Consider the following 21962-nt stretch of genomic DNA (forward strand, 5'->3'; position numbering starts at 1 on the left):
GTTGGCCCTCCTGGCTAGGGCTTGGCGGGCCTCCGCGGCAGCAGGGGCCCCGGTTCGGACGGCGGTGCGACCTCCACTCCCTCGGTCTTGGGGCTGCGGCGCTCCTTGCGCGCCACCCAGGTGGCGAACCAGGAGAGCAGCATGCACATCCCGATGTAGATCGGCGAGATCACCATCACCACGGGGATGAACGGCAGATCGTAGTCGAGGTTGGACGCGATCAGCTTGCCCGCGTGGAGGAACTCCTCGTAGGTGATGAGGAAACCGAGCGAGGTGTCCTTCAGGGCGACCACCAGCTGGCTGATGATGGCGGGCAGCATGGCGCGCACGCCCTGCGGCACCAGGACGTACGTCATCACCTGCGTCTTGCGCATGCCGAGCGAGTACGCGGCCTCCCGCTGCCCGCGCTCCACGGAGTTGACGCCGGTACGGAACACCTCGGCGAGGACCGAGCCGTTGTAGAGCGTCAGTCCGGCGACGAGCGCGGGCAGCGGGTGCACCCGCAGCGCCACGAAGACGAAGAAGATCATCACCAGGACGGGCATGGCCCGGAAGAACTCGACCACGAGCGTGGCCGCCCAGCGGAAGACCCGGCGCTCGGAGAGGCGACCGAGGGCGAGCACCGCGCCCAGCGCGAGCGACAGCACCGCCGCGAGCGCGAACGCCTTGAGCGTGTTGCCCAGCCCGCGCAGCAGGAGCTCCTGGATGCCCTCGTACGCGAACGGGTTCCACTTGGCGTACGTGAACTGCTCGGTGTCGAAGAGGAGATGGACGACCCAGCCGACGAGGGCGAGGATCGCGGCGGTGGCGACCAGCCCGTAGGTGAGGTGCCGGCGCCGGGCCCTGGGCCCCGGGATGTCGTAGAGGGCGGTGGTGGTCATCGGGCGACTCCCCAGCGCTTCTCCAGCACGTTGAAGAGCGCGCTGATGGTGAGGGTGACGATCAGGTACCCCACGGCGATCCAGACGAAGGTCCAGATGATGCTGTAGCCCAGCTCGTTGAGGGTGCGGTACGTCCCGAGGAGCTCGGTGACGCTGAACGCGCCCGCGATCGCGGAGTTCTTGGCGAGGGCGATGAGGGTGGAGCCGACGGGCGGGATGACCGCGCGGAAGGCCTGCGGCAGGACGACGTTGCCCAGCGTCTGGCCGAAGGTCATGCCCAGGCTCCGGGCCGCCTCGCCCTGGCCCGTCGGCACGGTGTTGATGCCGGAGCGCAGCGCCTCGCAGATGAAGGCGGAGGTGTAGCAGCCGAGTGCGATGACCGCGAACAGCGTGAAGGGAAGGACCAGCCCGAAGCGCGGCAGGCCGAGGAGGACGGCGAAGAAGAGGAGGGTGAGGGGGGTGTTGCGCAGGACCGTCACCCACGCGGCGCCGAAGGCGCGCAGCGCGCGGACGGGCGCGACGCGGAACGACGCCATGACGAAGCCGAGCACGAGGGCGAGGAGCGAGGAGTAGACGGTGAGTTCGACGGTGCCGAGGAACCCCTCACCGTAGACGGACCAGTTCTCTGTCAGTACGTCCATGACTGCTGCCTCCTCAGCTCGCCGGGTAGCGGTCGATGGCCGGCGGCTTCGGCGCCGGGACGCCGGAGAGGCCGAGCGTGGCGTCGTACGCCTTCTTCCAGTTGCCGTTCCTCTCGTTGGCCGCGAGGGCGTCGTCGACGGCGAACCGCAGCGCGTTGTCGGAGCGCGGGACGCCGATGCCGTACGGCTCCTGGGAGAAGGGCCTGCCGACCACCTTCAGCTCGTCGGGGGCCTTGGCGGCGAAGCCGAGCAGGATGGTGTCGTCGGTGGTGACCGCGTCGACCTGGAAGGTCAGCAGGTTGTCGACGCAGACGGCGTACGTGTCGTACGCGACGAGGTCGGCCTCGGGGTACTCGGCGGCGATGCGCTGGTAGGGGGTGGAGCCGGCGGCCGAGCAGACCCGCTTGCCGGCGAGGTCCCGGGGGCCCTTGATGTCGTCCTCGTCGGTGCGGACGAGGAGGGACTGGCCGGCCATGTAGTAGGGCCCGGCGAAGCCGACGAGCTTCTTGCGGTTGTCGTTGATGGTGTAGGTGCCGACGTAGTAGTCGACCTGGCCGTTCTGGAGGGCGGTCTCGCGGTTGGCGGAGGCGATGGTCCGGAACTCGATGGTGCCCGGGTCGAAGCCGAGGGAGGCGGCGGTCATCCGGGCGATCTCGATGTCGAAGCCGAAGTAGCGGCCGGTGGCCGGGTCCTTCTCCCCCAGGTACGGCTGGTCCTCCTTGGCGCCGACGACCAGGTGGCCGCGGCGCTTGGCGCGGTTCCAGGTCGGCGAGTCGGGCAGCCGGAAGCCGGTCGCCACCCGGTAGACGGGCAGTTCATCGGGTTGCGGCCCCTTGACCGGCGGGCTGCCGTCCTTGCCGCAGGCGGTGGCCGCGGTGGCGAGCACCACCAGCACGAGGGCCACGAGGGCGTGTCGCGCGCGCGTCATCGTCGTACACCCCCTGTCAGTGCTTGAGGATCTTGGAGAGGAAGTCCTTGGCGCGCTCGCTGCTCGGGGCGGTGAAGAACTCCTCAGGAGCGCGGTCCTCGACGATCCGGCCGTCGGCCATGAAGACGACGCGGTTGGCGGCGGAGCGGGCGAAGCCCATCTCGTGGGTGACGACGACCATGGTCATGCCGTCGCGCGCGAGCTGCTGCATGACCTCCAGGACCTCGTTGATCATCTCGGGGTCGAGGGCGGAGGTCGGCTCGTCGAAGAGCATCACCTTGGGGTCCATGGCGAGGGCCCGGGCGATGGCCACCCGCTGCTGCTGGCCGCCGGAGAGCTGCGCCGGGTACTTCTCGGCGTGGGCGGCGAGGCCGACGCGGTCCAGCAGTTCGCGGGAGCGGCGGTCGGCGTCCTCCTTCCCGCGCCGGCGGACCTTTATCGGGGCGAGGGAGACGTTCTCCAGCACGGTCTTGTGCGCGAAGAGGTTGAACGACTGGAAGACCATGCCGACATCGGCGCGCAGCGCGGCCAGCGCCTTGCCCTCCTCGGGGAGCTTCTCCCCGTCGAGCGTGATGGTGCCCGACTCGATGGGCTCCAGCCGGTTGATGGTCCGGCACAGGGTCGACTTGCCCGAGCCGGACGGGCCGATGACCACCACCACCTCTCCGCGGCCGACGGTGAGATTGATGTCCTGCAGGACGTGCAACTGCCCGTAGTACTTGTTGACGTCCCGCAGCTCGATCAACGGATCGACGGCCATGCGCTGCCCTGCCCCTTGCTCGCTGTGTCGAGGTCAGCGCAAACTATCCAGCCGCGAAAGGGACTTCACACCACCGACACGCATAAAGACGGCGTAAGCCTCATAAGCCGTATTTACACAGAGCGGTGCCCTGTCAGGCCTCGGCCGCTTCGGCGTACACCTGGGACAACTGGGGCGAACCGCTCATTGCCCATTCCAGCCCGGCCTCGACGACATGGATCTCCCGCCCCGAGGCGAGCGTGACCACCGGATGGCCGGCCGGCGTCAGGTACCAGGACGCGCCGGGCACCGTCCGTACGATGACCGTACCGAGGTACAGGCCCGCGTCGTTGCCGAGCCAGGGCAACTCCTCCGGGTCGTCGCGCCAGCGCGGCGGCAGCTGGTCGATCGCCTCCAGGGAGCGCGGGGTGTCGTCGAGCCGGACCCCCAACTCCTGGACCCTGGCGCGCAGCAGCGCGCACTCGGCGAGCATGTTCGCCACGCCGTCCGGGTCGCCGCCGTCCGCGGCGGAGGGGGCGCGCCCATCGCCGCGCCGTTTGCGCCAGGTGTCCAGGAAGGGGATGTCCATACCGACCAGCGTCGCACCGAACCGGTCGGCGGCACTACAGGGCGCGCGCTACGCGTCGGGCCACGCGTCGCTACGCATCGGGCCAGACGTGACTGGACGTCGCTACACGTCGAGGTCGACGACGACCGGTGCGTGGTCGGACGCGCCCTTGCCCTTGCGCTCCTCGCGGTCGACGTAGCCGTCCTTGACCGCGTCGGCGAACGGCTTGTTGCCGTACACCAGGTCGATGCGCATGCCGCGGTTCTTCGGGAAGCAGAGCTGGCGGTAGTCCCAGTACGTGAACGGGTGGTCGTACTTGAGCGGGCGCGGCACGATGTCGTCGAGCCCGGTCTCGCGCAGCCCGGCGAGCGCGGCACGCTCCGGCGGGGTGACGTGCGTGGAGCCCTCGAAGGCGGCGGCGTCGAAGACGTCGTCGTCCGTCGGCGCGATGTTGAAGTCGCCGAGCACCGCGAAGGGGCGCGGGCCCGCCGCGTCCTCGGCGACCGCCGCCTGGAGCGCCTCCAGCCAGCGCAGCTTGTACGCGTAGTGGTCGTGGGCCACCTCGCGGCCGTTGGGCACGTACACCGACCAGACGCGCACCGGGCCGCAGGTGCCGGAGATGGCGCGGGGCTCGGCGACGCCCTCGTACTCGGGCCCGCCGGGCAGGCCGTGGACGACGTCCTCCAGGCCGACCCGGGAGACCAGGGCCACGCCGTTCCACCGCCCGGTCGCGTGCACCGACGACTCGTAGCCGAGGGCGCGCAGCTCCTCGGTGGGGAACTGCTCGGCGGTGCACTTGGTCTCCTGGATGCACAGCACGTCCGTGCCGCTGCTCTCCAGCCAGGCCAGCAGCCGGGGCAGCCGGGCGGTGATCGAATTGACGTTCCAGGTGGCGATGCGCATGACGGCAAGCCTAACCGGGGGCACCGACAGTCGGCGGTGGAGCCGGTGGTGGACCCGGCGGCGGCCGTCAGAGGTCGGTGGAGTCCCCCGGGGTCAGCCGGCCGTGGACCGTGCCGCCCAGGGCGCCGATCTGGCGGTCGTAGATCGGCCGGGCGAGGTCGGTGAGCAGGGCGTCGTGGATGTCGATGGCGCGCTGCGGCTTGACCTCGCGGACGTAGTCGATGACCTCGGAGATCTTGTTCCAGGGGGCCATGACGGGGAGCATCAGCGTCTCGACCGGCCGGTCGGGCACGGTGAGCGCGTCGCCGGGGTGGAAGAGGGAGTCCTCGACCAGGAACCCGATGTTGGTGATCCTCGGGATGTCCGGGTGGATCACGGCGTGCAGCTCGCCGTGCACCTGCACGTCGAAGCCGGCCGCGGTGAAGGTGTCACCGTGGCCGACGGTGTGGACCCGGCCGGGGAAGGCCGCCGAGATCTGCTCCGCCACGCTGCGCAGCGTCCAGATCTCGGCGCCGGGGTGCGACTCCAGGGCCGCGCGGAGACGGTCCTCGTCGAAGTGGTCCGGGTGCTCGTGGGTGACCAGGATCGCGTCGGCGCCGAGCGCGGCGTCGTGCTCGCTGAACCCGCCCGGGTCGATGACGAGGGTCCGCCCGTCCTTCTCCAGCCGGACGCAGGCGTGGGACTTCTTGGTCAGCTTCAGCTTCGGCTCCATGAGGGCATCCTCTTACGCCTCGGACGGTTACGCCTCGGGTGGTGTCGTCTCCTCGCGGATCACCCGCTGGGCCACCTTGAAGGCCGAGTTGGCCGCCGGGACGCCGCAGTAGACGGCGGTCTGGAGGAGCACCTCCATGATCTCGGCGGGCGACAGGCCGTTGCGCAGGGCGGCGCTGGTGTGGAAGGCGAGCTCGTCCAGGTGGCCGCCCGCGACCAGGGCCGTGAGGGTGACCACGCTGCGGGTGCGGCGGTCGAGGCCCTCGCGGGTCCACACCTCGCCCCAGGCGTAGCGGGTGATCAGCTCCTGGAAGTCGCGGGTGAAGTCGTCGGCGGCGGCCATGGCACGGTCCACGTGCGCGTCCCCCAGGACCTCGCGGCGCACCTTCATGCCCGCGTCGTACGGGTCGGGCCGCCCTGCGGGTGCCGGTTCCGGCGCCGCGGCGGGAGCGGGGGCGGTGACGACGGGGGCGACGGGGGGTACGACGACGGGCGCGGTGACGACCGGGCCGGCCGACGCGGCGGCCGGTGCCGCGGGCGGCACGGCGACGGGGGTGACCGGGGCGGCGGGCGCACCCGGGGCGGGTGCCGGTGCGGCGGGGGCGGGTGCTGCGACGCCGGGCACGGCGGGTGCGGGCACGGCGGGTGCGGGCGGGGCGAGGGGCCCGGCGTGCGGGGCCGTGGCGGCGATGGCGGGCATCACGGGCGGCGCCGCGAGGGCGGCCATGGTGTCCTGCCACGAGGTGGAGAAGTGGCGTACCAGCAGGTCCGTGACGGCGGCGGGCTGCTCCACGGGCGCCAGGTGCGACGCGCCGGGCACCACCGCGAGGCGGGCGTCCGGGATGCCGGCGACCAGGGTCCGGGCCTCGGCGGGGCCGGTGACGGTGTCCTCCGAGCCGACCAGCACGAGCGTGGGCACCCCGACGCGGCCGAGTTCGGCACGCACGTCGAAGGCGGCGAGCGCCTCGCAGGCGGCGACGTAGCAGCCGGGGTCGGTCGTACGCACCATCTGGACGGCCCACTCGACGATGGCGGGCTGCGCGGCGGCGAAGCCGGGCGTGAACCAGCGCTCGGGCGCCGTACGGGCCATCGGGTCGAGGCCGTTGGTGCGGACGATCACACCCCGCCGGCGGAACTCGTCGGCGGTGCCGAACCGGGGCGAGGAGGCGACCAGCGCGAGCGAGGCGAGCCGGTGCGGGGCCCGCAGCGCGAGGTCGGTGCCGATGGCCCCGCCGATGGAGCAGCCCACGTACCCGAAGCGGTGGACGCCGAGCCCGTCGAGCGTGGCGAGGAGCCGGTCGGTCAGCTCGGAGACCGCGGACGCGGGTTCGGCGGGGGCACCGCCGTGCCCGGGCAGGTCGAAGCGGAGGACCCTCCACTGGCGGGTGAGCTCGGGTATCTGCCGGTCCCACATGTGCCAGGTGGTACCGAGCGACGGCCCCATGATGAGGACAGGAGCGTCTTCCGGCCCGTCAAAGCGGTATTGCAGGGTTTCGGTCTTCGTCGTACTCACCCGCTAACGCTCCCACATCTCACGATCTCCCACGGCCGGGGGTGGGGCACCCACCGGACCTCCCCGTGTTCCCGCCGCCGGACGCGGGCCTTCCGCGTCCGGTTTGCCTGGCATGGTACAAGCGGGCCCTGCGGAGGCCGCTGTCGCGGCAGCGAGCCGGGCGGTCCCGGTTACCGCCGAGGGCGCGTCAGTCCGCGTCGGCGCGGGACAGGGCTCCCGTGATCAGCCGGGTGGCGAAGTCGTGGTCGTCGGTGATCCGGTTGATGTGCTCCGCGAGCAGGACGGCGGTGCCTTCCAGAGAGGTCATCTCCTCCTGGGGCCAGTCCCCGAGGTGCTTGCGCCAGAGGCTGGGGCTCAGGCCGGTGCCCGCGGCGATGACCAGGCCCGCCATGGTGGGGATGTTCTCGGGAGGGAAGCTCTTGGGCATGTTGCGCATGGTGGCCACGAGGCTCGGCACGACGTACTCGATGACGTCCTTGCCGTGGTCCTCGTAGGCCATCCGCAGCCACCTCATGTACATGTAGATGAGCGTGCACGCGCCGTCCAGCAGGTCGTGGAACTCCCCGCGGGTCAGGGACGCGGTGTACTGGTCGATCAACCGGCGCTGCTCGGCGTCGATCTCGGTCCTGCCGGCATAGACGGCCTTGAGCTGAGAGTCGATCATCATGAGCGCCGCACCCACATCACCGGCGGGGGCGTTCTCGGGGTCACAGGGCGATGACACAGGACGATTCCTCCTCACACGACCGCGGCAGGCCGCGCGGCACGCCCGTACGCTAGACCGCCGGTCCGTCGCGGGTCCGGCGAATCCGGAGAGACCCCCCTTCCGGGGGCTGCGACGCCCCTTCAGGGACTGTGCCTAGGTCGAACTCTCGGTCGACCCGTGACGTCTACGATCGCGGTGAGTGGGATTAGGCTTGTGCGACAGGAAGGCCCCGCCGACGCCGTTACGAGCGACAGGGCCAACCCGCTCGGGAGAACCCGCAGCATCACGGCCCCGGCGTCCTACCGTCGGGGCCGTGCCCGTATCAGGCGCCGAACAAGCGCCTGATCGTCAGGTCGATCACCAGCGCCGTCACCAGCGCCAGAAACTGACCAACAGGACCGAGCATGCGGCGGGATTCCCGGTGGGCCTGGCGATCGTCGCCATGGTCCGAGCCGGGCATTCTCTCCACCTCCTCTCCAGGGGTCATGAGCTCTGTGGAGGACCCGCACGGCATGCGGATTCTCCAGCGAACTCACGCCCTCGCGAGGAGCTTTGCCGGGCTCCACTCTAGATGGCGACACCAGGAACACCTTCTGCGTCACCGGCTCGAGCTGGGGTTTCAGAGGGCACACGCATCCGGTGGCAAAGTCGACAAGGCCATTTTCTGCTGCGCCTCCCGACGCAGTCCGTCCAACCCCCGGGAACAAGTTCTGCGAGGCTACGGCCTCATAGTGTGCCAAGCGAACAGCCAGCAGGGCCCCCGTTCCCCTGCCCGTTTCTCCACGGCCGTCTACCAGTTCGCGCCTCCGCGCGTGATGGATGCCACGAGCTCCGGTCTGTCTCCTGGGTCAAGGTCGGTTGGCTGCCACCCGGTCAGTCGGCAGTCCACCCCAGGCGCCCCTGTGCCCGGCACAGGCACAGGCACAGGCACAGGCACCAGATCGCGCCAATCACCGGAGCCCCGGCTCCCTCCCCCTTGCCAGTACGGGGAGCTCCGGATACACATGGCCGCCAACAACGCGGGGCTGCCGGTGCGCATGGGCTTCGGTGCGGCGGCCGCGAGGACGGGGGAAGTGGGTGACGTACGAGCGCGTCCTCGCCCGCGTCGTCTCCGGGCTGCTGATGGAGCCGCGGAACCGGCCGAGCGTGGGGAGCAGGCTGCGGCGCAAGGGCGGGCCGCCCGTCATCGAGGTCGTGGGGCTCGACCGGACGCAGCAGAACGAGCTGCTGTGGAACCTGCGCCACACGTACGCGGAGCGGCTGCCGGTGAACGTGCCCGAGGTCCCGGTCGAGAACGGGGTCGCGGACTCCTTCTGGTACCTGTCGACCCGGATGTCCGGGCTGGGCGGCCCCGCCGGCCGGCGCGCCCCGGCCTTTCCGCGCCTGCACCTCGGGCTCCTCGCGCACACCTGGGCCGCCGACCACGCCGATCTCGGCCTGGACCGGCTGCAGTACGCGCACCGCGCCCTGGTGCGCGATCTGAGCCGGAGGCGGCAGGAGGAGCCGCCGCAGCGGGACCAGCTGCTGCGCGAGCTCGAGGTGCCCCTGGCGGGGACCGGCACGGTCGGCAGCCTGCTGGCGATGCTCTCCACGCTGGTGCGCTTCCTGACCGGGCGGCCGCGGCCCGACCGGGTGGCCCTGCGGTGGTGGGGGCGGGCCCTGAGGGTGCAGAAGGGCGGCGCGTTCTCCAACCGGGAGGCGATCGCCATCCGGCTGTTCCACTTCTTCCGCCCCCGCCCGCCCCGCCCCGACGACCCGGAGGACGTCCGCGCGGAGGAGGCCGGGGCGGAGGCGGCCCGCGTGGAGAATCGCAACGAGTTCCTCATCGCCGCCTTCCTCGCGGACATCGACGCCCACTACGGCCTACTGCGCCGGCTCAACCGGAACCAGCCCCCGCTGATGCTCCTGCGGGTGCACAACGCGCAGGGCCGGGCCGTCCTCGACACCTACCTCGCCGCCTACCGGACCCTGCGCCGCGTCGTGGGGCGGCGTACGGCCACCCATCCCGTGGTCCTGGTGGTGAGCGACGACGACGCGGGCGCCCCGCTCACGGCGGCGCCCCTCGACGAGCTCGAAGCCCTCCTCAACACCTGGACCCTGCGCCTGGAAGGCGACGTGCGCGAGCGGCGGCTGCTGCGGGTGACGGTGCGGGAGACGGCACGGGAGACGGCATCCGGCGCACGGCCGGGCACCTCAGGGGAGGGACGGTGACGGACACTCCGGTCAAGCCCGGGCACGGCCCGGTGACCATGGCGGCGCTCGCCTTGGGCGTGGTCCTCGCGCTGGTGGGCGCGTGGTTCCTGTGGGACCGGTACGGCCCCGAGGACCCCGACCCGTGCGGCCCGGGCCTGCACACCGCCAAGGGCGAGTGCATCGGGGTCAGCGACGGCGGCGGCAAGCCCTTCATGGACGACCTCGCCGAGGTCATGAAGCGTATCAAGGAGGAGAACGACCGCGTCGACGGCCAGCCTCACGTCACCATCGCCCTGATGATCCCGATGACCTCCGACCATGAACCGGTCAGGCGGCAGATCCTGCACGAGGTGCAGGGCGCCTACATCGCGCAGTACTTCGCCAACGGCGCCACCACGTCCGAGAAGCAGAGCGGCGGCGAACAGCCCAAGATCCGCCTCGTCCTCGCCAACCCCGGCAAGAACCGCGACCAGTGGCGGCCGGTCGCCGACCAGCTGGCCGCCCTCGCCGCGGACAAGAAGCACAACCTCCGTACCGTCTTCGGCTTCGACCTCAGCGTGCGGCCGACCGCCGAGGCCATCGCCTACCTGACGAAGGAGAAGAAGATCCCGGTCGTCGGCGGTCCCATCACCGGCGACGAGTTCACCGGCTATCCCCTGTTCGCCCGGATCGCGCCCACCAACAGCGACCAGGCGGACGCCCTGGTGCACTTCGACAAGAACCTGGACCTCGAACACGCCATCCTGGTCAAGGACACCAGGCCCTCGGACCCGTACAACGAGTCGCTCCTGCAGGCGTACGAGGGGAAGCTGCGGAAGTCACCGCACGAGCCGATGCCCTTCGAATCGGAGGGGACGGACGCCGAGGGCGCGCTGGCCGGCGAGTTCAAGCGGATGGCCACGGACATCTGCGTGCTGCGGCCGCAGGTCAACACCGTCTACTTCGCCGGCCGGCCCACCCATCTGCGGCAGTTCCTCAACGAGCTGGCCCGGAACCGCCCGTGCAAGGCGGAGCCGTTCACGGTGGTCAGCGGGTCCGGCGCGTCCACGCTGTACTCGGACCGGAAGCTCGACTGGGACGCCCTGCGCGGCCTGCGCGGGGACGGGGGCAGCTGGGAGGGCAAGGTGACCGTCCTGTACACATCCGTCTCGCACCCCGACGGCTGGCTCAGCAGGAAGCCCCGGCCGCCCGAGACGGGCGGCTCACCGGCCGTGGTCCGCGAGCTGATGCGGCGGCTGGCGGCGCCGCCGCCCGTCGGGCCGATCGGGCCCGCCGACGTCTACGACTCGCGCACCGTGTCCGTGCACGACTCCGCCAAGACCGCCATCGCGGGAATCCGGCTGCACACGGAGGGCCGCAAGAGCGGCTACATCCCCACCCTGCGGGAGATCGGCACCGACTGGAACGCCCTGCGCGGAGTGCACAAGGTCGACGGGGCCAGCGGCTGGATCTGCATCGACAACAAGGGCAACGCCTACAACAAGGCCGTCGCCGTGGTCAGGCTCGATCCGGAGGTGCGCGGTGAGCGGCCGACCTTCGTCGGACTCGCCTGGCCGAAGGGCGCCCCGCCGCCCAAGGGCCAGGAGGGCAGCGGGGCCTGCCAGATCCCCCGCTCGTAGCCGCGCGGCGGCTACGGTCACGGGGTCGCGGTGGAGACGACGTACACGCGCGGGGCGGCCGGGTCGGTGAGGTCGACCGTGATGTCGCGGGTGGGTCGCGGGTCGGGCCGCCGGTGCGTGGTGCCGGCCCAGTCGTGCGAGTCGGGGAAGCTCCAGCCGACCGTCTCGGCGTCGCGCTCGCCGATCGTGACCCGGTCCGCGACCAGTTCGGAACGGCTGCTGCCGACGTCCTGGAGGAAGTCGTCGAGCCCCGAGCCGTCCGTCGTGAACTGCACGTACAGCCGGCTCGACTTCCAGTTGCTGGTCTCGAAGTAGGCCACGTCGGTGGCGTTGCCGGGGATCGGCACCTCGAAGACGCGGCGCTTCATCTTGGACGGCCAGCTGTCGCGCAGGCCGGTGGCGGAGGACTCGGCCTGCTTGTCGCGGCCGCTGTCGCGGCTCTGCTCGGCGGAGATGACGAGGTAGCCGGCCGGGATGCCGATGAGCAGGGCGATGACGACGGCCGTCACCCAGCGGCGGCGGATCATGTGCCGCCGGTCCTCCGCGGCGGGGCGCCCGGAGGCCGGCTCGGGCGTGGGGGCGGTCTGGTCGAGAAGGGTGGTCATGGCTGCGGCTCCTCGGTGGAGCGGGCGCCGCGGAGCGCCTGGGCGTAGCGCTCGTACCGCTCGTGGCGCTCCACGCGGCGGCGGTTGGCGCGGCGGAAGCGGCGGGCGACGAGCCGGGCGAGGTCGGCGGCGCCGACCATGCCGGCCTCGGGCCCGAGCTGGGCCTTGGCGATCCGGGCCTCGGGGCGGTAGCCGCGGCCGGTGAGGTGGCGGCGGAAGGCGTCCCGGGCGGGGCCGATGAGCAGGTCGTCGGCGGCGCTGACGCCGCCGCCGATGACGAAGCAGGACGGGTCGAGGGCGGCCGCGAGGTTGGCGATGCCGACGCCGAGCCACTGGCCGATGTCCTGGAACAGCTCGACGCACATGGCGTCGCCCTCGCGGGCGAGCTCGGTGATGAGCGGCCCCGTGATGTCGGGGACGGAGCCCTTGACGCGCTCGATGATGTTGTACGCGACCGGCGAGTCGGCCGCCGCGAGCTCGCGGGCCTCCCGCACCAGGGCGTTGCCGGAGCTGTACTGCTCCCAGCAGCCGCGGTTGCCGCACGGGCAGCGGTGGCCGCCGGGGACGACCTGCATGTGCCCGAACTCGCCGGCGACGCCGTACTTGCCGCGCTTGACGCGGCCGTCCTCCAGGATGGCGCCGCCGATGCCGGTGCCGAGCGTGATCATGACGAGGTGGTCCTCGCCGCGGCCGGCGCCGAAGCGCCACTCGGCCCAGGCGGCGGTGTTGGCGTCGTTGTCCACCATGACGGGGACGGCGAGGCGGGCCTGGAGGGCGTCGCGCAGGGGCTCGTTGCGCCAGGCGAGGTGCGGGGCGAACAGGACGCGGCTGCGGTCGGCGTCGACCCAGCCGGCGGCCCCGATGCCGACGGCGTGGACGTCGTGCCGGTCGGAGAGGTCGAGGACCAGCTCGGTGATGGTGTCCTCGACGACCTTGGGGCTCTTGGACTTGTCCGGGGTCTCGGTCCTGAGCTGCTCGAGGATGGTGCCGTCGGCGTCGACGACGCCCGCCATCACCTTCGTACCGCCGATGTCGATGCCGACGGTGGGCACCCGGGGCGCGGTGAGGTGGGAGCGGCGTTCGCGGGCGGAGATGGTGCGCAGGACGGTGGCGCGGGCGGAGCCGCGGTGTGCGGGGTCGCGGTACGTGCTCACGTGTCCTGTCGTCCCTGGTCAGGGGGTGGGCCGGGCGGTGCGTGGGGCGCCGGGGCCGGCGGCGGACGGCGCCCGCCGCCCTCGATTCTGCCAGGTACGGGGGCGGGGGCGGCGGTGCGGCGGGGTTACGGCGCCTCGGGCCGCGGGGTGGCGGGGGCGTCGGCGCGGGAGGGGGCGGGGGGCGGGGCCGGGGCCCGTCCGAGCTCGTGGCGGAGGTCCTCCAGCTCACTGCCGCCCGCCATCTGACGGGTCAGTTCGTCCAGCGTGACGGAGTCCTTGGTGTGGCTGCCGGCCATCACACCGCGCTTCAGCAGCACGAACCGGTCACCGACCAGATACGCGTGGTGAGGATTGTGCGTGATGAGGACCACGCCCAGTCCCGCGTCGCGCGCGGCGGCCACGTACTTGAGGACCACCCCGGACTGCTTGACGCCGAGCGCCGCCGTCGGCTCGTCGAGGACCAGCACCTTCGCGCCGAAGTGGACGGCGCGGGCGATGGCCACGCACTGCCGTTCGCCGCCCGAGAGGGTGCCGATCGGCTGGTCGACGTCGCGCAGGTCGATGCCCATGCGCAGCAGCTCGGCGCGGGTCGTCTCGCGCATGAGGTCGACGTCGAGGCGCTTGAAGGGGCCGGCGCCCTTGGTGGGCTCGGAGCCGAGGAAGAAGTTCCGCCAGACCGGCATGAGAGGGACGACGGCCAGGTCCTGGTAGACGGTGGCGATGCCCCGGTCCAGCGCGTCGCGCGGGGAGGTGAGGGCGGTCTCCTCGCCGTCGATGCGCAGGGTGCCGCCGTCGTGGGCGTGCAGGCCCGCGACGATCTTGATGAGGGTGGACTTGCCGGCACCGTTGTCGCCGAGGACGCAGGTGATCTCACCCGCGTGGACCTCGAGGGAGACGCCCTCCAGGGCGCGGATGTTGCCGTAGTACTTGCTGACGTCGTCGAGCTCCACGAGGGGGGTGCTCATGTCGTTGCCTCCGCACGCTTGCGGACCCAGGCGTTGAGCAGGGTCGCGAGGAGGAGCATCGCCCCGAGGAAGAACTTGAACCAGTCCGGGTTCCACTCGGCGTACACGATGCCCTTGCTGGTCATGCCGAAGATGAACGCGCCGACCGCCGAGCCGATGGCCGACCCGTACCCGCCCGTGATCAGGCAGCCGCCGATGACGGCCGCGATGATGTAGATCAGCTCGTTGCCGACGCCCTCGCCGGACTGGACGACGTCGAACGAGAACAGCAGGTGCTGTCCGGACACCCAGGCGCAGAAGGCCACGCCCATGTAGAGGCCGGTCTTCGTCGTACGGACGGGGACGCCGACCGCGCGGGCGGCGTCGGCGTTGCCGCCCACCGCGAAGATCCAGTTGCCGAAGCGGGTGCGCAGCAGGATCCAGGTGGCGAGGGCGACCAGGGCGAGCCACCACAGGATGGTGACCTTGAGGTCGACGCCGCCGACGGTGACGTGCGAGGCGAAGAGGGTGCGGGCGGAGGAGAAGCCCTCCATGTCGGCGATGGTCTTGGTGGAGACCGTGCCGCTGATCAGCTTGGTGAAGCCGAGGTTCATGCCGGTCAGCATCAGGAAGGTGCCGAGCGTGATGATGAAGCTCGGCAGCTTGGTGCGGGTCAGCATGACGCCGTTGAACGCGCCGACGGCGAGGGTGACGAGGAGGGAGACGGCGACGCCGACCCAGACGTTGGCCGTCATCTGGTAGCTGAACATCGACGAGATGAGCGCGGACGTGGTGACCAGCACACCGGCCGACAGGTCGAACTCGCCGCCGATCATCAGCAGCGCGACCGGCACGGCCATGATGCCGATGGTGGAGGCCGCGTACAGCACCGTGCCGAAGCTGGTGGCGCGCAGGAAGCTGTCGGCGGCGAGGGCGAAGAAGAGGAAGACGGCCACGGCTCCGACGACGGAGCCCAGCTCGGGGCGGCCGAGCAGCCTGCGCAGCGGTGAGGTGCGCAGCAGCCGCTCGTCACCGCCGGAGGGCGTGCGGTCCTCGTCTGGTACGGGTGGTGCGGTCGCTGTCATCGGGTTCCCCGCTCCGTGTATTCCGTGAGCTTGGCGGCGTCCTGCTGGGTGATGATCTGCGGGCCGGTGAGGACGGGCCTGCCGCCGCCGAGGACGTCGGCGTTGTAGCGGTGCAGCCACAGCAGGTCGACGGCCTCGTACCCCTGGAGGTAGGGCTGCTGGTCGACGGCGAAGCCGAGCTGCCGGGCCTTGAGGCCGGCGGCGACCTTGGCGTTGAGGTCGAAGGTGTCGACCTCCGCGTCGGAGCCGGCGGCCTTCTTCGCCTGGACGGCGGCGTCCGCGAACGGCGCGCCGAGGGTGACGACGGCGTCGATGGACCGGTCGGTCTGGAGCTTGGCCTCGATGGACGCCTGGACGTCGGGCATGTTGGTGCCGTCGACGTACAGGTTCTGCACGTCGCCGTCGAAGGTCTTCTTCACGCCGGCGCAGCGCTGCTCGTGGCCGACGTTGCCCTGCTCGTGCAGGATGCACAGGGCCTTCTTGCGACCGCGCCGGTCGAGTTCGTCGCCGACGGCCTCGCCCGCGATGTTCTCGTCCTGGCCGATGTGGGTGAGGGCGCCGAGGGCCTTGGACTGCTCGGCACCGGAGTTCACGGTGATCACCGGGATGCCCGCCTTGACGGCCTTGGCGACGGCCGCCTTCATGGCGTCGGGCTTGGCGAGGGTGACGATCAGGCCGTCGACCTTCTTGTCGATGTAGGACTCGACGAGCTGGGCCTGCTGCTGTCCCTCGTCGCTGTGGGCGTAGAGGAAGGTGATGTTGTCCTTGACGGCCGCCTGCTTGGCGCCGCTCTGGACGATGTCCCAGAAGGTGTCGCCGTCGCCGGAGTGGGTGACCATGGCGATGGTCCACCGCGGGGTGTCCACGGCGGCCCGGCCCTGGGCGGCGGCGGCCTTGCGGGCGTCCTCGGCGCGCTTGCCGCCGGTGGCGCTGCAGCCGGCGAGGGCGCCGGTGAGGGTGAGACCGAGCACCGCGGCGAGGGCCGCGCGGAGGGCGCGGGTCCGCGGCCGTACCCGGGTGCGTGCTCGTGTGGGCTTCGCCGCTCCTGCCGCCTGCGGATCCCTTGGGCCCCTTGGACCCATCGAACCCCTCGGGCTCCTTGGATTCCCTGGGTTCCTTGGACTCCTTGCCACGACGCCGTGCCCCTTTTGCTCTGTTCGCTGTCCTTGCCGTACGACTGGGCAAGTATCGGTCATGGCGATGTGTCCGGTTTTCATCGGGTCCCGCGGGCGGTGAGGTCCGCCAGCCGCTCCGCGTCCTTCTCGGTGACGAGGGCGGGGCCGGTGAGCACGGGCTTGCCGCCGCCGATGACGTTGAGGTTGTCCTTGTGGAGCCGGAGCGCGTCGACGGCGAGGTAGCCCTGGAGGTAGGGCTGCTGGTCGACGGCGAAGCCGATCTGCCGGGCCTTGAGCTGGGCGACGACGGCCGCGTTGAGGTCGAAGGTGTCGATCTCGGCGCCGGAGCCGGCGCTCTGCTTGGCCTTGACGGAGGCGGCGGCGAAGGGCGCGCCGAGGGTGACGACGGCGTCGATGTCGTCGGCGCTCTGGAGCTTGGCCTCGATGGAGGAGGTGGCGGCGGGCATGTTGGTGCCTTCGACGTTGAGGTTCTCGACGGCGCCCTTGAAGGTCTTCTTCACGCCGGCGCAGCGCTCTTCGAGGGAGACGTTTCCCTGCTCGTGGATGACGCACAGGGCCTTCTTCTTGCCGCGTGCGTTGAGCTCGGCGCCGACGGCCTCGCCGGCGACGCCCTCGTCCTGGCCGATGTGGGTGAGGGCGCCGTACGCCGTGGAGTGCTGCCCGCCGGAGTTGATGGTGATGACGGGGATGCCCGCCTTGACGGCCTTGGCGACGGACGCCTTGACGGCCTCGGGCTTGGCGAGGGTGACGATCAGGCCGTCCACCTTCTTCGCCACGTACGAGTCGATGAGCTGGGCCTGTTCCTTGCCGTCCTTGTCGGCGGCGTAGAGGAACTCGGCGTTGTCCTTCGCGGCGGCCTGCTCGGCGCCGTTCTGGACGATGTCCCAGAAGGTGTCGCCCTCGCCGGAGTGGGTGACCATGGCGATGGTCATGCGCGCGGTGGTGGCGGGGTTGCCGCCGCCGGAGGCGGGGGGCTTGTCCTCGGCGCTCTTGCCGCCGGAGTCGCTGCATCCGGCGGCGGTGACGGTGAGTACGACTGCGGCCAGCAGGGCCGCTGCCGCCGTGCGGGTGGTTCGCATGGTGGTCGTCCGCCTTCTGTGCCCGGCGCCGCCCGGTTGCGGCTGGGTGCGTTTCTACGGCGGTGGCGACGGCCCGTCAATACTTTGTCCGAACATTCTTACTCGCTGACGACATGATGTACGGGCACGGGCACGGGAGGCTAGGGCCGCACCAGGAGCTGGAACTCGAAGGCGTACCGCGACGCCCGGTAGATGTGCGAGCCGAACTCCACAGGGCGGCCGGTGTCGTCGTAGCTGGTGCGCTCCATGGTGAGCAGCGGCGCACCCGGCTCCTCGGAGAGCAGGTCCGCCTCCAGCGCGGTGGCGGCCCGGGCCCCGACGGACTGGCGGGCGCTGTGCAGGGTGATCCCCGCGCCGCGCATCATCCGGTAGAGGCCCGTCTCCTCCAGCTCCTCGGAACCGGGTTCGAGCAGGCCGGGCGGCAGGTGGTTGCGCAGCCGCGCCATGGGCTCGTCGTGCGCGAACCGCAGCCGCTCCAGGAACCGGACGTCGCTGCCCTCCGGTACGCCGAGGGCGGCGGCGACCTCGGCGGTGGCGGGCAGGAGGCGGTTGGTCAGGACGATGGTGGCGGGGCGCTGGCCGGCCGCCTCCAGGTCGTCGTACAGGCTGCTGAGCTCCAGCGGGCGCTTGATCTGGCTGTGTACGACCTGGGTGCCGACACCGCGGCGGCGGACGAGCAGGCCCTTGTCGACGAGGGCCTGGATGGCCTGGCGGACGGTGGGCCGGGAGAGGCCGAGCCGGGTGGCCAGGTCGATCTCGTTGCCGAGGAGGCTGCCCGGGGTGAGCGCGCCGCGCTCGATGGCCGCCTCCAGCTGCTGCGAGAGCTGGAAGTAGAGCGGGACCGGGCTGGTGCGGTCGACGCTCAGGGGGAGCCGTGCGACGGGGGCGGCCTCGCCGCGGTCACGTCCGCCGCCGCCACCGCGTCCGCTGCTTCCACGCATGTCTCGGGCTTCTCGGGTCTGCTTGGGCACGGGCCGAGCGTAGCCGCATGCCATCATGACGGAAAGTCGTGAAGTCAGGTTGTCATGACAAACGCTTGACATGGCACCCGGCCCGGCCCCACCTTGGGGGCCATGCGCATCGGACTCATCGGAACGGGACGTATCGGCGCCTTCCACGCGGGAGTGCTCAGCCGCCACCCGGAGGTCGGTTCCCTCGTGGTCGCCGACGCCGACCCGGCCCGGGCCGCCGAGGTCGCCGGCATCACCGGCGCCACCGCCGCCCCCACCGTCGACGACGTCTTCGCCTGGGGCGTGGACGCCGTCGTGATCGCCTCGGCCACCGCCGCCCACCCCGACCTCATCGCCCGCGCGGCCCGCGCCGGCCTGCCCGCCTTCTGTGAGAAGCCCATCGCCCTCGACCTACCCGGCACCCTCCGCGCACTGCGCGAGGTCGAGGCCTCCGGTACCCCGCTCCAACTCGGTTTCATGCGCCGCTTCGACACCGGCTACCGCGCGGCCCGTGACGCCGTACGCGCCGGCCGGCTCGGCCGGCTGCACACCGTACGGGCCATCACCTCCGACCCGGCGCCGCCGCCCGCCGCGTACCTGCCGCTCTCCGGGGGCCTCTACCGCGACTGCCTGGTCCACGACTTCGACATCCTGCGCTGGGTCACCGGCCGCGAGGTCACCGAGGTGTACGCGACCGGCTCCGACACCGGGCACGCCATGTTCCGCGAGGCGGGCGACGTCGACACGGCGGCCGCCCTCCTCACCCTGGACGACGGCACCCTCGCCACCGCGACCGCCACCCGCTGCAACGGCGCGGGCTACGACGTCCGCATGGAACTCGCCGGCGAACGCGACCAGATCGCGGTGGGCCTCGACGACCGCACCCCCCTCACCTCCACCGAACCCCTCGGCCCGCCCCTGGCCGACAACCCGTGGCCGGGCTTCCTCGAACGCTTCGCCCCGGCGTACGCAGCCGAACTCGACGCCTTCGTCCGCCTGGCACGCGGCGACCGCGACAACCCCTGCGACGGCCACGAGGCCCTGCGCGCGCTGCGCATCGCCGAGGCCTGCGAACTGTCGCGCCGCGAGCGGCGGCCGGTGCGGCTGGAGGAGATCGCGTCGGCCCTCTGATCGACGAAGAGCCGCCGGAGGTCGAAGTGCCCCGGCGGCTCGGCGGGTTGCGGGCGCGGTCCGGGCCGGTCCGTGTGAGTGGAAGGTGCCGTCCGCGGCGACGGGCGCGGAGCCGATGGGCGACAACGCCGGCCGCGTCGGCTCACCAACCGGTGTGCGCTTCGCCCAGCACCTCGCCGCCCACGCGCGCGGCGAGTTCCTCGGCCCAGGACAGGTCGCCGAACTTGGTCACGTGGACGAAGACGGTGTGGTGCTCGGCCCACTCGCCCCATTGGGGGTCGTCGCAGTGGAACACGACCTGGACACCGTCGTCCTTCGGCGATCCGTACCGCCCACCCTCGGGATCACCCGGCCACATGCCGTGCCATTCGATGGCCGCCGTGCCCCGGCCGAGGGCCGCGACGAACCGCTCCTCGACGCTGCCGGTGGGGACGTCCTCCCTGACCGACAGCGGCAGATGCGCCTCCAGCTCGGTATCGTCCAGCGCCGTCACCTCGAGGTCGAACCAGACGTACTCCCCCGTGACCGGGTCCTTGCGGGCCCCGTCGTACGCGAAGGCCGCGCCGGGAAGGACGTCGGCCATCCGCCGTACGTCCTGGACCGTACGCAGCTCGGCGAAGACGCCCACCGCGTCCTCACATTCGGCCAGCAGCGCGCAGAGGCGCGTGGCCTGGGCGTACGCCGTGAAGGCGTCGTCGGTGCGGAGAACGGGATATGCCTGCGAGTTGCCCATGGGCGGAACCCTCACACCCGGCCCGCGCGTCAGCCACCCGTTTTCGGGGCCGACAGCACCGTCCCCTGCGCCACCGCGCAGAGCGTCTCCTCCCCGCCCTCCCCATCGGTCGTCAGCAGGTCGCAGCGCACCACCGCCTGCCGCCGTCCCGCGTGGACCACGGAAGCGCGGGCTATCAGCACGCGGCCCGTGGCGGGGCGGACGTACTGGATGGAGAAGCCGGCCGTCAGCACGGCCGGGCCGAGGGCGGCGCCCGCGGCGAAGGTGAGGGCGTTGTCGGCGGCGTACGAGAGGACTCCGCCGTGGAGGAATCCGTTCTGCTGGTGGAGTTCCTCGCGGATGTCCAGCTCCAGGGTGGCGGCGCCGTCGCCGAAGGCGGTGATGCGGGCGCCGAGGAGCCGGCTGAACGGCTGGCCGTCGAGGGCCTTCCGGGCGAGTTCGAGGTCGAGGGAGAGGTCGAATCCGCTCATGGGTTTGTTCGTCACCACCTGACGGGAAGGCGGCGCACGCCGCGCATGAGGAGGCCGGGCAGCCAGTCGAGCGGCCCGGCGGAGGGGTCGAGTTCGAGGGACGGGAAGCGTTCCAGCAGGGCGCGGAGCGCGACGCGGGCTTCCAGGCGGGCCAGCGGGGCGCCCAGGCAGTAGTGGATGCCGTGGCCGAAGGCGAGGTGGCCGCCGGTGTCGCGGCGGATGTCGAAGCGGTCCGGGTCGGGGAACCTCGCCGCGTCGCGGTCGCCCGCGGCGAGGCCGACGAGGACGCAGGCGCCGGCCGGGATGACGGTGTCGCCGACCGGCACGGGCTCCAGGGCGAAACGGGCCGTGGCGGTCTCGACCGGCCCGTCGTAGCGCAGCACCTCCTCCACCGCGCCGTCCAGCAGCCCGAAGTCGGCGCGGAGCGCGGCGAGCTGCTCCGGGTGGGCGAACAGGGCGCGCACCCCGTTGGAGATGAGGTTGACGGTCGTCTCGTGCCCCGCGATCAGCAGCAGGTACGCCATGGCCCGCAGTTCGCGGGACGAGAGCCGGTCGCCGTCCTCGGCGCGCGTACGCAGCAGCGCGGAGAGCAGGTCGTCGGTGGGGCCGGAGCAGCGCTTGTCCTCGATGAGTTCGTCGAGGTAGGCGGCGAGGGCATGGATCGCTTCGAGCTCGGGGTCCGCTCCGGTCGGGGCGACGATCTCGGTGGACCAGGCGCGGAAGCGGGCGCGGTCGGCGGCGGGCACGCCCAGCAGCTCGCAGATGACGGTGATGGGCAGCGGGAAGGCCAGCGCGTCGACCAGGTCGGCACGCCGCTCGGGTCCGTCCATGGCGTCGAGCAGTTCGTCCGTGATCGCCTGGACGCGCGGCCGCAGAGCCTCGACGCGCCGCCCGGTGAACTCACGGGCGATCAGCTTCCGCAGCCGTGTGTGGTCGGGCGGGTCGACGACCAGCAGGTGCGGCCCGATGAGCTGCTCGTCGAGCATTCTCTCGAGACCGGCGCTGGCGGGCGACTTGGACAGCCTCGGGTCGGCGAGCGCGGCCCGCGCCTCCACGTGGCCGACGATCAGCCACACCTCGTGCCCGAGGCGGGTGCGGACGTGGTGGACGGGCCCGCTCGCGCGGAGCTTGGCGTAGTACGGATACGGGTCGGCGTTGAACTCCTCGCCGTACGCGCCGAGATCGACGGTTTCCATCGGCCCACCCTACGCGCGCCCCTCGCCGTCGGGCAGCCCTGACTCGGGCGTGAGCGGCGTTGACCGGGCCACGAGCG

General features: G+C 71.7%; 23 protein-coding genes. 3 read left to right on the top strand and 20 right to left on the bottom strand.

The window, feature by feature from the left end; genetic code table 11:
* Positions 1–14 precede the first annotated feature (14 nt).
* From AC07FJ_RS21565 to AC07FJ_RS21610, 10 genes are all read right to left on the bottom strand, one after another.
* Positions 15–881 carry an amino acid ABC transporter permease gene (locus AC07FJ_RS21565; protein WP_479050972.1) on the bottom strand — a complete coding sequence of 289 codons (867 nt, stop codon included), beginning with the start codon at positions 879–881 and terminating at the stop codon, positions 15–17.
* Positions 878–1522 carry an amino acid ABC transporter permease gene (locus AC07FJ_RS21570; RefSeq protein ID WP_479050973.1) on the bottom strand — a complete coding sequence of 215 codons (645 nt, stop codon included), beginning with the start codon at positions 1520–1522 and terminating at the stop codon, positions 878–880. Before AC07FJ_RS21570 ends, AC07FJ_RS21565 begins: the two co-directional genes overlap by 4 nt.
* A gap of 13 nt (positions 1523–1535) precedes the next feature.
* Complete coding sequence (locus AC07FJ_RS21575; protein WP_479050974.1) at positions 1536–2450, bottom strand: glutamate ABC transporter substrate-binding protein; 915 nt, start codon at positions 2448–2450, stop codon at positions 1536–1538.
* 16 nt (positions 2451–2466) lie between these two features.
* A complete protein-coding gene (locus AC07FJ_RS21580) occupies positions 2467–3210 on the bottom strand; it encodes an amino acid ABC transporter ATP-binding protein (RefSeq protein ID WP_479050975.1) in 744 nt (247 codons plus the stop codon).
* Positions 3211–3343: 133 nt separating this feature from the next.
* Positions 3344–3778 (bottom strand): DUF6278 family protein, encoded by a 435-nt coding sequence (locus AC07FJ_RS21585; RefSeq protein ID WP_479050976.1) that lies wholly within the window; start codon positions 3776–3778, stop codon positions 3344–3346.
* Between the two features lie 102 nt (positions 3779–3880).
* Positions 3881–4660, bottom strand: coding sequence for an exodeoxyribonuclease III (locus tag AC07FJ_RS21590; RefSeq protein WP_361416174.1), 780 nt, complete (start codon positions 4658–4660; stop codon positions 3881–3883).
* A gap of 67 nt (positions 4661–4727) precedes the next feature.
* Complete coding sequence (locus tag AC07FJ_RS21595) at positions 4728–5360, bottom strand: MBL fold metallo-hydrolase (protein ID WP_468288791.1); 633 nt, start codon at positions 5358–5360, stop codon at positions 4728–4730.
* 39 nt (positions 5361–5399) lie between these two features.
* Positions 5400–6884, bottom strand: coding sequence for a bifunctional 3-oxoadipate enol-lactonase/4-carboxymuconolactone decarboxylase PcaDC (pcaDC, locus tag AC07FJ_RS21600; protein WP_479050977.1), 1485 nt, complete (start codon positions 6882–6884; stop codon positions 5400–5402).
* Between the two features lie 187 nt (positions 6885–7071).
* The gene (locus AC07FJ_RS21605; protein ID WP_479050978.1) at positions 7072–7608 is read right to left on the bottom strand and encodes a hypothetical protein; all 537 of its coding nucleotides are present in this window, start codon (positions 7606–7608) and stop codon (positions 7072–7074) included.
* Positions 7609–7912: 304 nt separating this feature from the next.
* Complete coding sequence (locus AC07FJ_RS21610) at positions 7913–8050, bottom strand: hypothetical protein (protein WP_479050979.1); 138 nt, start codon at positions 8048–8050, stop codon at positions 7913–7915.
* 617 nt (positions 8051–8667) lie between these two features.
* On the opposite strand from AC07FJ_RS21610, the gene AC07FJ_RS21615 reads away from it, so the two are divergent.
* Both AC07FJ_RS21615 and AC07FJ_RS21620 read left to right on the top strand, forming a co-directional pair.
* Positions 8668–9801 carry a hypothetical protein gene (locus AC07FJ_RS21615; RefSeq protein ID WP_479050980.1) on the top strand — a complete coding sequence of 378 codons (1134 nt, stop codon included), beginning with the start codon at positions 8668–8670 and terminating at the stop codon, positions 9799–9801.
* On the top strand, positions 9798–11402 hold the full coding sequence (locus tag AC07FJ_RS21620) for a type 1 periplasmic-binding domain-containing protein (protein ID WP_479050981.1): 1605 nt from the start codon (positions 9798–9800) through the stop codon (positions 11400–11402). The genes AC07FJ_RS21615 and AC07FJ_RS21620 overlap by 4 nt, the downstream gene beginning before the upstream one ends.
* 17 nt (positions 11403–11419) lie before the next feature.
* Here the strand turns inward: AC07FJ_RS21620 and AC07FJ_RS21625 are convergent, their stop codons facing one another.
* The 7 genes from AC07FJ_RS21625 to AC07FJ_RS21655 all read right to left on the bottom strand — a co-directional run bounded on the left by AC07FJ_RS21625 (position 11420) and on the right by AC07FJ_RS21655 (position 18346).
* On the bottom strand, positions 11420–12007 hold the full coding sequence (locus AC07FJ_RS21625) for a hypothetical protein (protein WP_479050982.1): 588 nt from the start codon (positions 12005–12007) through the stop codon (positions 11420–11422).
* Positions 12004–13161: an ROK family glucokinase gene (locus tag AC07FJ_RS21630; RefSeq protein ID WP_479050983.1), complete on the bottom strand. Its 1158-nt coding sequence runs from the start codon at positions 13159–13161 to the stop codon at positions 12004–12006. The genes AC07FJ_RS21625 and AC07FJ_RS21630 overlap by 4 nt, the downstream gene beginning before the upstream one ends.
* A 125-nt stretch (positions 13162–13286) precedes the next feature.
* A complete protein-coding gene (locus AC07FJ_RS21635) occupies positions 13287–14126 on the bottom strand; it encodes an ATP-binding cassette domain-containing protein (RefSeq protein ID WP_479050984.1) in 840 nt (279 codons plus the stop codon).
* A complete protein-coding gene (locus AC07FJ_RS21640) occupies positions 14123–15190 on the bottom strand; it encodes an ABC transporter permease (protein WP_479050985.1) in 1068 nt (355 codons plus the stop codon). The genes AC07FJ_RS21635 and AC07FJ_RS21640 overlap by 4 nt, the downstream gene beginning before the upstream one ends.
* Positions 15187–16272 (bottom strand): substrate-binding domain-containing protein, encoded by a 1086-nt coding sequence (locus AC07FJ_RS21645; RefSeq protein WP_479050986.1) that lies wholly within the window; start codon positions 16270–16272, stop codon positions 15187–15189. Before AC07FJ_RS21645 ends, AC07FJ_RS21640 begins: the two co-directional genes overlap by 4 nt.
* A 131-nt stretch (positions 16273–16403) precedes the next feature.
* On the bottom strand, positions 16404–17405 hold the full coding sequence (locus AC07FJ_RS21650) for a sugar ABC transporter substrate-binding protein (RefSeq protein WP_479050987.1): 1002 nt from the start codon (positions 17403–17405) through the stop codon (positions 16404–16406).
* Between the two features lie 140 nt (positions 17406–17545).
* On the bottom strand, positions 17546–18346 hold the full coding sequence (locus AC07FJ_RS21655; protein WP_468288451.1) for a GntR family transcriptional regulator: 801 nt from the start codon (positions 18344–18346) through the stop codon (positions 17546–17548).
* A 132-nt stretch (positions 18347–18478) separates the two neighbouring features.
* On the opposite strand from AC07FJ_RS21655, the gene AC07FJ_RS21660 reads away from it, so the two are divergent.
* Positions 18479–19486, top strand: a complete 1008-nt coding sequence (locus AC07FJ_RS21660; protein WP_479050988.1) for a Gfo/Idh/MocA family protein — start codon at positions 18479–18481, stop codon at positions 19484–19486.
* Positions 19487–19628: 142 nt separating this feature from the next.
* On the opposite strand, the gene AC07FJ_RS21665 is transcribed toward AC07FJ_RS21660, so the two are convergent.
* From AC07FJ_RS21665 to AC07FJ_RS21675, 3 genes are read right to left on the bottom strand one after another with little or no spacing between them, the layout of a single operon-like run.
* A complete protein-coding gene (locus AC07FJ_RS21665; protein ID WP_479050989.1) occupies positions 19629–20219 on the bottom strand; it encodes a hypothetical protein in 591 nt (196 codons plus the stop codon).
* A 29-nt stretch (positions 20220–20248) separates the two neighbouring features.
* On the bottom strand, positions 20249–20689 hold the full coding sequence (locus AC07FJ_RS21670) for a PaaI family thioesterase (protein WP_479050990.1): 441 nt from the start codon (positions 20687–20689) through the stop codon (positions 20249–20251).
* Between the two features lie 11 nt (positions 20690–20700).
* Complete coding sequence (locus AC07FJ_RS21675) at positions 20701–21885, bottom strand: cytochrome P450 family protein (RefSeq protein ID WP_479050991.1); 1185 nt, start codon at positions 21883–21885, stop codon at positions 20701–20703.
* Positions 21886–21962: the final 77 nt, after the last annotated feature.

The sequence above is a fragment of the Streptomyces sp. NPDC045998 genome, assembly GCF_056430285.1.